At 70.6% G+C, this 13,818-nt stretch carries 5 protein-coding genes, 1 tRNA gene and 1 rRNA gene; 6 read left to right on the top strand and 1 reads right to left on the bottom strand.

What is annotated here, in order from left to right:
• A 5S ribosomal RNA gene (gene rrf / locus IF00_RS43025) occupies positions 1-98 on the top strand; the annotation flags it as partial.
• Positions 99-102: 4 nt separating this feature from the next.
• Positions 103-175, top strand: a tRNA-Thr gene (locus IF00_RS0138195).
• 95 nt (positions 176-270) lie between these two features.
• Here the strand turns inward: IF00_RS0138195 and IF00_RS0138190 are convergent.
• Positions 271-2,916, bottom strand: coding sequence for a SpoIIE family protein phosphatase (locus IF00_RS0138190; protein WP_037640150.1), 2,646 nt, complete (start codon positions 2,914-2,916; stop codon positions 271-273).
• Positions 2,917-3,185: 269 nt separating this feature from the next.
• On the opposite strand from IF00_RS0138190, the gene IF00_RS0138185 reads away from it, so the two are divergent.
• From IF00_RS0138185 to IF00_RS0138170, 4 genes are all read left to right on the top strand, one after another.
• Positions 3,186-8,663, top strand: coding sequence for a HAMP domain-containing protein (locus IF00_RS0138185; protein ID WP_209439841.1), 5,478 nt, complete (start codon positions 3,186-3,188; stop codon positions 8,661-8,663).
• 327 nt (positions 8,664-8,990) lie between these two features.
• Complete coding sequence (locus IF00_RS0138180) at positions 8,991-9,665, top strand: response regulator (protein WP_030326339.1); 675 nt, start codon at positions 8,991-8,993, stop codon at positions 9,663-9,665.
• 126 nt (positions 9,666-9,791) lie between these two features.
• Positions 9,792-12,629 carry a DNA translocase FtsK gene (locus IF00_RS0138175; RefSeq protein WP_051820838.1) on the top strand — a complete coding sequence of 946 codons (2,838 nt, stop codon included), beginning with the start codon at positions 9,792-9,794 and terminating at the stop codon, positions 12,627-12,629.
• A gap of 325 nt (positions 12,630-12,954) precedes the next feature.
• Entirely contained in the window at positions 12,955-13,782 is an 828-nt protein-coding gene (locus IF00_RS0138170) for a helix-turn-helix domain-containing protein (RefSeq protein ID WP_030326335.1), read from the top strand.
• The last annotated feature ends 36 nt before the right edge of the window (positions 13,783-13,818 follow it).

Here is a 13,818-nt window from a genome sequence, read left to right as displayed (position 1 = left end):
GGGAAACGCCCGGTTACATTCCGAACCCGGAAGCTAAGCCTTTCAGCGCCGATGGTACTGCAGGGGGGACCCTGTGGGAGAGTAGGACGCCGCCGAACACCCGCCCTTTTAGCTCAGTCGGTAGAGCGTCTCCATGGTAAGGAGAAGGTCAACGGTTCGATTCCGTTAAAGGGCTCAAAGTGAAAAGGCCCCCGCCTAGTGGCGGGGGCCTTTTTGCGTTCCCGGGGGGACGACCGGCCGGCGATCCCCCTACGGGGATCGCCGGGAGCGTCAGCGGTCGTCCGGTTCGCGGAGGCGCATGGCCAGGATGGCCATGTCGTCGGAGGCCGGGGCCTGGGCGAAGCGTTCCACCGCGCGGAGCACTCGGGAGGCGACCGCACCGGCCGTCAGGCCCGTGCAGGTCTTCAGGACTTCGGCGAGGCCGTCGTCGCCCAGCATGCGGGTGCCCTCACGGCGTTCCGTCACGCCGTCCGTGACGCAGAGGAGGACGTCGCCCGGGTCGAGCGTGATGGTCTCCTCGTACAGTTCGAGGTCCTCCATCACACCCAGCAGCGGCTGGGGTTCGGCCGCAGAGGTCACCGTGCCGTCCGGGCGGAGGCGCAGGGGGAGCGGGTGGCCGGCGCAGACGACCTTGAGGATCGCCGAGCCGTCCTCCTGGGGGCGCATCTCGCCGTACAGGAGGGTGAGGAAGCGGCTGCGGGCGCCCTCGTCGAGGATCGCCGCGTTCAGGCGCTCCAGGACGGCCGGGCCGCCGAAGCCCTCGCGGGCCAGCAGACGGAGGGCGTGGCGGGCCAGGCCGGTGACGGCGGCCGCCTCGGGGCCCGTACCGCAGACGTCGCCGATGGCGAAGCCGTAGGCGCCGTCGCGGATCGGGAAGAGGTCGTAGAAGTCGCCTCCGACCTCGTTGCCCTCGCCTGCCGCGCGGTAGATGACGTCGACCTCGACACCCGGGATGTGGGGGAGGCCGGGCGGGAGGAGGCTGCGCTGGAGGGACTGGCTGATCGCCACGCGCTCCGAGTACAGACGGGCGTTGTCCAGGGCCAGGGCGGCCCGGCGCGAGAGGTCCTCGGCGAGCTCCAGGATCTCCTGGCGGAAGTGGTCCTCCGAGGGCCTGCCCAGGGTCAGCATGCCGATGACCCGGTTGCGGGCGACCAGCGGCAGGACGACCGTCTCGCCGGCGACCGTGCTCGCTGTGGCCAGGGTGGTGTCCACGCCGGAGGAGAGCGGGCTCGTGGGGTGGTCGAGGGCGCGGACCGAGGCGGTGAGGGCCGCGCGGTGGGCGGCGTCGCCCGGGGCGGTCCAGACGCGGGCGCCGGGGGTCGGCACCGGGTCGGGCGGCGAGATGGAGGAGAGCAGGTCCTTGAGGCCGTCGATGCGGTCCTCGTCCTCGTGGAGCACGTACGAGAGGTACGGGTCGGAGGACTGGTCGGCGATCGTGTAGACCGCGCACCAGGTGGCGAGGGTCGGGACCGTCATCTGGGCCATCAGGGCCAGGGTCTGGTCCCGGTCGAGCGTGCCCGCGAGCAGGTCGGAGGCCTCCACGAGGAAGCTGAGGGAGCCGCGGCGGAGGCGTTCGAGCTCGCCGAGGCGGGCGGATTCGACGGCCAGGGCGATGCGGTCGGCGGCGAACTGGAGGCGGAGGGCCTCCTCGTTGGAGTAGCGGTTCGCGGTCTCGGCGGCCACGCCGAGGGAGCCGGTGAGCCGGCCCTCGACCTTGAGGGGCACGGTGACGACCGAGCGCATGCCGGTGCCTTCGAGGAGGGGGACGGCGCCGGGGACGGCGGCCAGGTCCTCGTGCACGGCGGGCATGCGGGCGGAGCCGTACCGGCTGGCGCCCGTCTCGACGGGGACGCGGGCGAAGCGCTGGCGGGCGGCCGGGAGGCCGGTGGTCGCCCGTACCTCGAGTTCGGTCTCGTCGTCGGTGGCGAGGAGCAGGAAGGCGGCGTCGCCGTCGAGCATGTCGCGGGCGCGTTCGACCGTGCGCTGGAGCAGGCCGTCGAGGTCGTCGGGGGCCGGGGAGCCGATGAAGACCTCGAAGGGGTCCGTGGCGCGGCTCTCGGAGCCCGGCTCGGAGGCGGGGCGCTGCGGGGTCTGGAGGATCGCCCGCTCGTGCTCGCGTACCAGGAGGCAGACGGTGGAGGGCTCGCCCTGGGCGTCGCGGACGCGGAGGTGGGCGGCGTAGACGGGGATGACGCGGCCGTCGGCGCAGCGGATGCCGTAGCTGCCCTCCCAGCGGGAGAGGCGGAGGGCCTCGGCGAGGCCGGTGCCGATGCCGGGGGTGTGGGGCCAGGCCGCGAGATCGCCCAGGGGTTTGCCGGTGACCTGCTCGGAGGCGTAACCGAAGAGTTCCTCGGCGTCCTCGTTCCAGGCGGTGACTGATCCGCCGCGGTCGATCTGGACGACGGCGACGCGGACGCGGCTGTCGGTGACCGGGAGGAGGGCGTCGGGGAGGACGGGGCCCGCGGAGCGGGTGCCGACCGGGCGCTGGGCGAGGTCGAGGTGGAACCAGACGTGCTTGCGGGTGGGGGTGTAGTCGACGCCCCAGCGGTGGGCGAGGGCGGCGCAGAGCAGCAGGCCGCGGCCGTTCTCGCGGTCGGGGCTGCCGAGGGTGCGGCCGCCCTGGACGGGGATCTCGCGCTCGGGGTACCGGTCGGCGACCTCGACGCGGATGCTGTCGTCTGCGCGGAGGCAGAGGACTTCGGCGGAGGTGCCGGCGTGGATGACGGCGTTGGTGACGAGCTCGCTGGTGAGGACGACGGCGTCGTCGACGAGTTCGGGGTGGCCCCAGCCCTGGAGGGTGTCCCGGACGAAGGCGCGGGCGGCCGCGACGGACCGCCCGACGGGCTCGAAGCTGGCAGTCGCCCGCGCGGTGATCACAGCACTCCTCGTACGCGTCTCGACGCCCGGCTCTGCCATGCTCGGTCTGTCCCTCCCGCTGCCCGGTGGTCGTGCGCGCACCACGCCGCCCCTGCCGGGCGGACCGGGGCGGTTGGACAGTCGGAAGCCAGGTTACTTACCTTCACTGTCCGAGCGGGTGCCGGTCATCGCTGAATCCGTCCCCAGGGGGTAGGGACGCTGTGCGAAGCTGCCGAACTGTTATCGCCTGGTTCGGTGGCGGTGAAACACTGGGCAGGCTACCGGCGAAAGCCGGAGCGGTACGGTCGACCCCTTTCGGGAGGGACACGGTGGAACCTGGCACGGCGGCGCGGCGCGGCGGAGGCAGCGGTACGCGCGCGAGGGGCGGGCGTTCCCGTGGGGGGACGGTGCAGGTGGACGCGGCGGCGCTGGAGCGGCTGCTGGCCGCACTGGTGTCCATGCGGGACGGAAACCTGCGCAGGCGGCTCACGGTGTCCGGCGACGGGGTCATGGCGGAGATCTCCGCCGTGTTCAACGAGGTCGCGGACCGGCAGATGCATGTGACGGGCGAGCTGTCGCGGGTCCGCCGGGTGGTGGGGCGCGAGGGCAAGCTGTCCGAGCGTCTCGAGGCGGGGGCCGGTGAGGGGGCGTGGGCGGCGGCGATCGAGGCCGCGAACGCGCTCGTCGACGATCTGGCCCGGCCGGTGTCCGAGGTGGGGCGGGTGCTCTCGGCGGTGGCCGAGGGTGATCTGGACCAGCGGATGGACCTGCGTTCGGAGGGTGCCGACGGGGCGGTCCGGCCGCTGCGCGGGGAGTTCCTGAAGGTCGCCCGTACCGCGAACAACCTCGTCGACCAGCTGTCGGTGTTCGCCTCCGAGGTGACCAGGGTCGCCGTCGAGGTGGGCACGGACGGCAAGCTGGGCGGGCAGGCGCAGGTGCGCGGGGTGTCCGGTTCGTGGAAGGACCTCACGGACTCGGTCAACACGATGGCGAACCGGCTTACGGCCCAGGTGCGGGACATCGCTCTGGTGACGACGGCGGTCGCGGACGGTGACCTGTCGCAGAAGGTCACGGCGAACGTGGCCGGCGAGATGCTGGAGCTGAAGAACACGGTCAACCGGATGGTGGACCAGCTGTCGTCGTTCTCCTCCGAGGTGACCAGGGTCGCCCGTGAGGTGGGTACGGAGGGCGAGCTCGGCGGTCAGGCCGAGGTGGCCGGGGTCGCCGGTGTGTGGAAGGACCTCACGGACTCCGTCAACACGATGGCGGGCAACCTGACCAACCAGGTGCGGGGCATCGCCGAGGTCACGACGGCGGTCGCCAACGGCGATCTGTCGCAGAAGGTGCGGGTGTCGGCGCGTGGTGAGATCGCGCAGCTGGCGGACACCATCAACCAGATGACGAAGACGCTGCGGATCTTCGCCGACGAGGTGACCCGGGTGTCGGGCGAGGTCGGTGCCGAGGGTCTGCTCGGTGGTCAGGCGCAGGTGCCGGGGGCGGCGGGGACGTGGAAGGACCTCACCGACTCGGTCAACACCGTCTTCCGGAACATCACCACGCAGGTGCGTGACATCGCGCAGGTGACGACGGCGGTGGCCAACGGCGATCTGTCGCAGAAGGTCACGGTCGACGTGGCCGGCGAGATGCTGGAGCTGAAGAACACCGTCAACACGATGGTGGACCAGCTGTCGGCCTTCGGTTCCGAGGTGACCCGGGTGGCCCGGGAGGTCGGTGTCGAGGGTCTGCTCGGCGGCCAGGCCGAGGTGAAGGGCGCGGCGGGCACGTGGAAGGACCTCACCGACTCGGTGAACACGGCCTTCCGGAACCTGACCGGTCAGGTGCGTGACATCGCGCAGGTGACGACGGCGGTCGCCAACGGCGATCTGTCGCAGAAGGTCACCGTGGATGTGGCCGGCGAGATGCTGGAGCTGAAGAACACCGTCAACACGATGGTGTCGCAGCTGTCGTCGTTCGCGGACCAGGTGACGCGGATGGCGCGGGACGTGGGCACCGAGGGCCGGCTGGGTGGTCAGGCGCGGGTGGACGGTGTGTCGGGTCGCTGGCGGGAGCTCACCGACTCGGTGAACTTCATGGCCGGCAACCTGACGTCGCAGGTGCGGCAGATCGCGCAGGTGACGACGGCCGTGGCCCGCGGTGATCTGTCGCAGAAGATCGACGTGGACGCGCGCGGCGAGATCCTGGAGCTGAAGAACACCATCAACACGATGGTCGACCAGCTCTCCGCGTTCGCCGACCAGGTGACCCGGGTGGCGCGTGAGGTGGGCACCGACGGGCGCCTCGGCGGTCAGGCGCAGGTGCCGGGTGTGGCAGGCGTGTGGCGCGACCTGACGGACTCGGTGAACGGCATGGCCGGGAACCTGACCACTCAGGTCCGTAACATCGCGCAGGTCGCCACGGCGGTGGCGCGCGGTGATCTGTCGCAGAAGATCGACGTGGACGCGCGCGGCGAGATCCTGGAGCTGAAGAACACCCTCAACACGATGGTGGACCAGCTCTCGAACTTCGCCGAGCAGGTGACGCGGGTGGCCCGCGAGGTGGGCACTGAGGGCATCCTGGGCGGGCAGGCCGAGGTGCAGGGGGTCTCCGGTACCTGGAAGGACCTCACCCAGTCCGTGAACTTCATGGCGAACAACCTCACCATCCAGGTGCGGAACATCGCCGAGGTCACGACGGCGGTCGCCAAGGGCGACCTTTCGAAGAAGATCACCGTCGACGCCCGGGGCGAGATCCTGGAGCTGGTGACGACGGTGAACACGATGGTCGACCAGCTGTCGAACTTCGCGGACGAGGTCACGCGGGTGGCCCGTGAGGTGGGTACGGAGGGCATCCTCGGCGGTCAGGCGCGGGTCCGGGGGGTCACCGGTACCTGGAAGGACCTGAGCGACAACGTCAACCTGATGGCCAACAACCTGACGAGTCAGGTGCGGAACATCTCCCGGGTCTCGGCGGCCGTCGCCAACGGCGATCTGACGAAGAAGGTGACGGTCGAGGCGCGCGGCGAGGTCGCCGAACTCGCCGACACCGTCAACACCATGGTGACGACCCTGTCGTCGTTCGCCGACGAGGTCACGCGGGTGGCCCGTGAGGTGGGTACGGAGGGCGAGCTGGGCGGCCAGGCCCGGGTGCCGGGTGTCTCGGGCACCTGGAAGGACCTGACCGAGTCGGTGAACTCGATGGCCTCCAACCTCACCGGTCAGGTGCGCCAGATCGCGGCCGTCACCACGGCCATCGCCAAGGGCGATCTCACCAAGAAGATCGACATCGACGCGCGCGGCGAGATCCAGGAGCTGAAGAGCACCATCAACACGATGGTCGACCAGCTGTCGAACTTCGCCGAGGAGGTCACGCGGGTGGCCCGCGAGGTGGGTACGGACGGTCAGCTCGGTGGTCAGGCCCGGGTGCGTGACGTGGACGGCACCTGGCGGGATCTGACGGAGTCCGTGAACGAGATGGCCGGGAACCTGACCCGGCAGGTGCGGGCGATCGCGGCCGTCGCCACGGCGGTGACCCGGGGCGATCTGAACCTCAAGATCGACGGTGTCGACGCGGCGGGCGAGATCCAGGCCCTCCAGGAGAACATCAACACCATGATCGCCAACCTGCGCGACACCACCCTCGCCAACGAGGAGCAGGACTGGCTGAAGGGCAACCTGGCCCGTATCTCCGGCCTCATGCAGGGCCGGCGGGACCTGGACGACGTCGCCTCGCTCATCATGAGCGAGCTGACGCCGGTGGTCTCGGCCCAGCACGGTGCCTTCTTCGTGGCGATGCCGACCGGCTCCGCCCACAGCGACGCCGAACTCGTGGGTGAGGGAGAGGGCTCGTACGAGCTGCGGATGCGCGGGAGTTACGGCTACTCGACCGGGTCCATGCCGACCTCCTTCCGCCCCGGCGAGACGCTCATCGGGACGGCGGCCGAGGAGAAGCGGACCATCCAGGTCAACGTTCCGCCCGGCTATCTGAAGATCTCCTCCGGGCTGGGGGAGGCCGCTCCGGCGCATGTGATCGTGCTTCCGGTGCTCTTCGAGGGCAAGGTCCTCGGGGTGATCGAGCTGGCCTCCTTCCAGCCGTTCACGCAGATCCAGCGGGACTTCCTCAACCAGCTCGCCGAGCTGATCGCCACCACGGTCAACACGATCAGCGTCAACACCAAGACCGAGGTGCTGCTCCAGCAGTCGCAGGAGCTCACAGAGCAGCTCAAGGAGCGTTCGGCAGAGCTGGAGCACCGGCAGAAGGAACTCCAGGGCTCCAACGCCGAACTGGAGGAGAAGGCAGAGCTGCTCGCCCGGCAGAACCGCGACATCGAGGTGAAGAACACCGAGATCGAGGAGGCCCGGCAGGTCCTGGAGGAGCGAGCCGAACAGCTCGCCGTCTCCATGCGCTACAAGTCCGAGTTCCTGGCGAACATGTCGCACGAGCTGCGCACCCCGCTCAACTCGCTGCTGATCCTCGCCAAGTTGCTCGCGGACAACGCCGAGACCAACCTGACGCCGAAGCAGGTCGAGTTCGCGGAGACCATCCACGGCGCCGGTTCCGACCTGCTCCAGCTGATCAACGACATCCTGGACCTGTCGAAGGTCGAGGCGGGCAAGATGGACGTCTCGCCGACCCGGATCGCGCTCGTCCAGCTCGTCGACTACGTGGAGGCGACCTTCCGGCCGCTCACGGCGGAGAAGGGGCTCGACTTCTCGGTGCGGGTCTCGCCCGAGCTGCCGGCCACCCTCCACACCGACGAGCAGCGGCTGCTCCAGGTGCTCCGCAACCTGCTCTCCAACGCGGTGAAGTTCACCGACACGGGGGCGGTGGAGCTGGTGATCCGGCCGGCCGGGATCGATGTGCCGCAGTCGATTCGCGAGCAGCTCCTGGAGGCCGGTTCGCTGCGCGATCCGGAGGCCGATCTGATCGCCTTCTCCGTCACGGACACCGGGATCGGGATCGCCGCGAGCAAGATGCGGGTCATCTTCGAGGCGTTCAAGCAGGCCGACGGCACGACCAGCCGGAAGTACGGCGGTACGGGCCTGGGTCTTTCGATCAGCCGGGAGATCGCGCGGCTGCTCGGCGGCGAGATCTTCGCGGCGAGCGAGCCGGGCCGCGGTTCGACGTTCACGCTCTATCTGCCGCTGAGCCCGACGGAGCTGCCGCCCGGCTACGGGCAGGGGGCGTCCGACGACCCGCAGCAGGGGGCGGAGGAGGGGGCCGCCGGGGCCGTCCACCCGTTCCCGCACTTCCCGCCGTCGCCCGTACGGACGGAGGCGCGGTCCGGGGCGGGGGCGCTCTTCCGGCACCGGCGGAAGGCGGCCGCGGAGGCGACCGGGGCGCGGACGGCGGTGCCGGGGCAGTCCGGGCAGCAGGTCGCCGCCGACCGGGCGGAGCAGGAGGTGGAGGCCGAGCCGCGCCGTACCTTCGGCTTCTCCGGCGAGAAGGTGCTCATCGTCGACGACGACATCCGTAACGTCTTCGCGCTCACCAGCGTCCTGGAGCAGCACGGACTCGCGGTGCTGTACGCGGAGAACGGGCGGGAGGGCATCGAAGTCCTGGAACAGCACGACGATGTGACGATCGTCCTGATGGACATCATGATGCCGGAGATGGACGGATACGCGACGACGACCGCGATCCGGCGCATGCCGCAGTTCGCGGGGCTGCCGATCATCGCGCTGACGGCGAAGGCGATGAAGGGCGACCGGGAGAAGGCGATCGAGTCCGGCGCCTCGGACTATGTGACCAAGCCGGTCGACCCCGATCACCTGCTGTCCGTGATGGAGCAGTGGATGCGGGGGGAGTGACTCCGGGCGGGGCCGTGGTGCGGAGGGAGTGCACTCCGTGCCACGGGCCCGGCGCGGGCCGCGGCCGGGCGTTCGGCCTTCGCTGACGGGCTGTCGCCACGGGGGTGTGAGAGGCCGGGATACGGGGAACCTTCTGGTCTCCCACCGCGTTTGCGGTACGTGCACAGTGACATCGCGGTGACAGGGTGTGGCGACGGGCGGGGTGCGGCTACGATGACCGGCACAAGGACGGACGGCGTTAGGGAGTCGTCTTCTGGGGCGGCGCCCGGTGCTTCCCCCGGTTCGGGGAGCCGGGGAGAGACGTTGCCGGGGCGAGGAGGACGGGGCATGGTGCAGAAGGCCAAGATCCTCCTGGTCGATGACCGGCCGGAGAATCTGCTGGCGCTGGAGGCCATTCTCTCCGCGCTCGATCAGACGCTGGTGCGGGCATCGTCCGGGGAGGAAGCGCTCAAGGCGCTGTTGACGGACGACTTCGCGGTCATCCTGCTCGACGTCCAGATGCCGGGTATGGACGGCTTCGAGACAGCCGCGCACATCAAGCGGCGGGAGCGGACCCGGGACATTCCGATCATCTTCCTCACCGCCATCAACCACGGTCCCCACCACACGTTCCGTGGGTACGCGGCCGGGGCGGTCGACTACATCTCGAAGCCGTTCGACCCGTGGGTGCTGCGCGCCAAGGTCTCGGTCTTCGTCGAGCTGTACATGAAGAACTGCAAGCTGCGCGAGCAGGCCGCGCTGCTTCGGCTGCAGTTGGAGGGCGGCGGCGAGGGCGGTCACGGCAAGGAGGCCGCCGGTCTGCTCGCCGAGCTGTCGGCCCGGCTCGCGGCCGTCGAGGAGCAGGCGGAGGCGCTGTCCAAGCAGCTCGACGACGACTCCGCCGACGCGGCCGCCGTCGCCACCGCCGCGCATCTGGAGCGCAAGCTCACCGGGTTGCGCCGGGCGCTGGACGCGCTGGAGCCGGGCACAGGACCCGCGCCGACGCTTCCGACCCAGGGCTGACGTACCGTCACCGAGGCGTCGGGCGCCCGCTGTCCCGCGTGATGCGGCGTCAGCTTCGGGTCGCGGTGGGAGCGACACGAACGGGTGAGGCGGACAGCCGGTCTTCACACCGGTAACCTCGGCATCATGGCTTCACGTACGTCCGGCAAGGGTTCCCAGGGCACGGCGGGCACCGCAAAGCCGCGCGCCGGCCGTACGGCGGGCGCCGCGAAGAAAGCGGCACCCGCGAAGTCCCCCGCCAAGCCGCCCGCCAAGAAGGCGGCGGCCAAGAAGGCCGCGCCCGCCAAGCGCGCGCCCGCGCGGAAGACCGCGGCGAAGAAGGCCCCTCCCCGGCCCGCGCCGTCCCCCACCGGGGGCGTCTACCGGCTCGCGCGCGGCGCCTGGCTCGGCCTCGCGCACGCCGTGGGCGCGATGTTCCGGGGGATAGGGCGCGGCGCCAAGGGCCTCGACCCGGCCCACCGCAAGGACGGGCTCGCGCTGCTGCTCCTCGGTCTCGCCCTGATCGTCGCGGCGGGCACCTGGTCCAACCTCCGCGGGCCGGTCGGCGACCTCGTCGAGATGCTGGTCACCGGTTCCTTCGGCCGCCTCGATCTGCTCGTTCCGCTGCTCCTCGGCGCGATCGGCGTACGCCTCATCCTCTTCCCGGAGAAGCCCGAGGCCAACGGCCGGATCAGCATCGGCCTCTCCGCCCTTGTCATCGGCGTCCTCGGTCAGGTCCACATCGCCTGCGGTTCACCCGGCCGCGGCGACGGCAGCGAGGCCATGCAGGACGCCGGCGGCCTCATCGGCTGGGCCGCGTCCCAGCCGCTCGTCTTCATGATGGGCGAAGTCCTCGCCGTCCCCATGCTGGTCCTGCTCACGGTCTTCGGACTGCTCGTCGTCACCGCCACCCCGGTCAACGCGATCCCGCAGCGGCTGCGCACCCTCGGCGCCAGGCTCGGCATCGTCGAGCCCGCCTACGACCCCGCGGAGGACCGCTCCGAGGGCCAGGGGAGCCCCTCCGGGGAGTACGACGAGTACGACGAGGAATGGCGTGAGGCGCGGCCGCAGCCCCGCACCGCCCGGCCCGCGCGACGCCGCGGCCCCGTGGATCCCTACGACGTGGACCGGGCCGAGGCCGAGATGCTCGACCGGCGCAGCCGGCAGGCCCGCCGTCCCACCCCGGAGCCCGCCTTCGACCACGGCCTGGACCCGGTGGACGTCGCCGCGGCCGCCGCCGCCGCGCTCGACGGCGCGGTGCTCAACGGCATGCCGCCCTCCCCGATCGTCGCCGACCTCACCAGGGACGTCACCGCCGACCGCAAGGCCGCCGTGGACGCCGCCGCGAAGGCCGCGGCCGAGGCGGCGGAAACGGCGGCCCCCGCCGCTCCCGTGCCGCCTGCCCGTGGCGGGGACCAGCGGCCCGGCGGAGGCGTACCGGATCTGACCAAGCCGGCGCCCGAGCCGACCGATCTGCCGCCCCGGGCCGAGCAGCTCCAGCTGTCCGGCGACATCACGTACTCCCTGCCCTCGCTCGACCTCCTGGAGCGCGGCGGGCCCGGCAAGACGCGCAGCGCCGCCAACGACGCCGTGGTGGACTCGCTCTCCAACGTCTTCACCGAGTTCAAGGTCGACGCCGCCGTCACCGGCTTCACCCGGGGGCCGACGGTCACGCGGTACGAGGTCGAGCTCGGCCCCGCCGTGAAGGTCGAGAAGATCACGGCCCTGACCAAGAACATCGCGTACGCCGTGGCCTCCCCGGACGTGCGGATCATCTCGCCGATCCCCGGCAAGTCCGCGGTCGGCATCGAGATCCCCAACAGTGACCGGGAGATGGTCAACCTCGGCGACGTCCTGCGGCTCGCCGCCGCGGCCGAGGACGACCACCCGATGCTCGTGGCGCTCGGCAAGAACGTCGAGGGCGGCTACGAGATGGCCAACCTGGCGAAGATGCCGCACGTCCTGGTCGCCGGTGCCACCGGCTCCGGAAAGTCCTCCTGCATCAACTGCCTGATCACTTCGATCATGATAAGAGCGACCCCAGAGGACGTCCGGATGGTGCTCGTCGACCCCAAGCGGGTCGAGCTCACCGCGTACGAGGGCATCCCGCACCTCATCACCCCGATCATCACCAACCCCAAGCGGGCCGCAGAGGCCCTCCAGTGGGTGGTGAAGGAGATGGACCTCCGTTACGACGATCTGGCGGCCTTCGGCTACCGGCACATCGACGACTTCAACCAGGCGATCCGGGACGGCAAGATCAAGCTGCCCGAGGGCAGCGAGCGGGAGCTCAACCCGTACCCGTACCTGCTCGTGATCGTCGACGAGCTCGCCGACCTGATGATGGTGGCGCCCCGGGACGTCGAGGACTCGATCGTCCGCATCACGCAGCTCGCGCGGGCTGCGGGCATCCACCTCGTGCTCGCCACCCAGCGGCCGTCCGTCGACGTCGTCACCGGACTCATCAAGGCCAACGTGCCCTCCCGGCTCGCCTTCGCGACCTCCTCGCTCGCCGACAGCCGGGTCATCCTCGACCAGCCGGGCGCCGAGAAGCTCATCGGAAAGGGTGACGGACTGTTCCTGCCGATGGGCGCCAACAAGCCCGTCCGCATGCAGGGTGCCTTCGTCACCGAGCACGAGGTCGCGGCCGTCGTGCAGCACTGCAAGGACCAGATGACCCCGGTCTTCCGGGAGGACGTCACCGTCGGGACCCGGCAGAAGAAGGAGATCGACGAGGACATCGGCGACGACCTCGATCTGCTGTGCCAGGCCGCCGAACTGGTCGTCTCCACACAGTTCGGCTCCACCTCCATGCTCCAGCGGAAGCTGCGCGTCGGCTTCGCGAAGGCCGGCCGGCTGATGGACCTCATGGAGTCGCGGAACATCGTCGGGCCGAGCGAGGGCTCCAAGGCGCGCGACGTGCTGGTCAAGCCCGACGAGTTGGACGCGGTCCTTGACGTGATCCGGGGGCAGACGGGGGAGTAGCCCGGGGCCGGACCGGCCTGCGGGGGCCCGATCGGAGCAAGAGCGGGGTCCGGTTGGAGTAAGGCGGGATCCGGTTGGAGTAAGGCGGGATCCGGCCGGCGTACGCGGCCGGGGAGCGGGTACCCGATCGAGACCGGGCCGAGACTCACTCGTAAGGGAATGGAGGGCAACCGTTTCCCCTGGCCGTACGTCAAGTTGAGCGGAGGGACAGAAGGATGTCCCAGCCTCATGGCGTACAAACAGCACCCGCCCGGTTGCCCCACCCTTTCGTACCACCCATAGACTGAACGTCCAGCAGGTGGCTACACGCTCGAAAGGCGCTCTCGTGTCCATCGGCAACTCCCCCGAAGACGACCGGATCTTCCCGGCAGACGACCGGGACTCGATCGGTCGCGCTCTCCAGCAGACCCGCATCGCCGCCGGTCTCACCGTCGAAGAGGTCAGTGCCTCCACCCGTGTCCGGATTCCGATCGTGCACGCGATCGAGGAGGACGACTTCTCGCGCTGCGGCGGCGACGTCTACGCCCGCGGTCACATCCGCACGCTCGCGCGTGCCGTCGGCCTCGATCCGGCCCCGCTGATCGAGCAGTACGACGCCGAGCACGGCGGTCGCCCCGCGCCCACCCCCGCCGCCCCGCTGTTCGAGGCGGAACGCATCCGCCCCGAGCCGCGTCGGCCCAACTGGACCGCCGCGATGGTCGCGGCCATCGTCGCCGTCGTCGGGTTCGTCGGCTTCACGATGTTCAACGGCAACGAGGCGCCCAAGGGCACCACCACCGCGGACGGCGGCCCGGCGCCCGCGCCGGAGAAGGCCACGTCCGCCGGCAAGCCGAAGCCGGTCAAGCCCGCGCCGCCGAAGCCCACCGAGAGCGCGATCGCCGCGGTCCCGCAGGACAAGGTGACGGTGAAGATGACCGCCACCGACGGCAAGAGCTGGATCTCGGCCAAGGACGCCAACGGCAAGCTCCTCTTCGACGGGCTCCTCCTGGACGGCGAGTCCAAGACCTTCCAGGACGACGAGCGCATCGACCTGGTCCTCGGCAACGCCGGAGCGATCGAGCTCTACGTGAACGGCAAGAAGATCGACGACAAGTTCGAATCCGGCCAGGTCGAGCGGCTGACGTACACCAAGGGTGACCCCGAGGCCGGCTGAGCCGCCCCCTCCGGGCACGTGATGTGGCCCCTGTCG

Origin of the sequence: Streptomyces flavochromogenes, assembly GCF_000717595.1 — a bacterium.
GTDB lineage: Bacteria > Actinomycetota > Actinomycetes > Streptomycetales > Streptomycetaceae > Streptomyces > Streptomyces flavochromogenes.
This window is presented reverse-complemented; position numbering and strand designations above follow the sequence as displayed.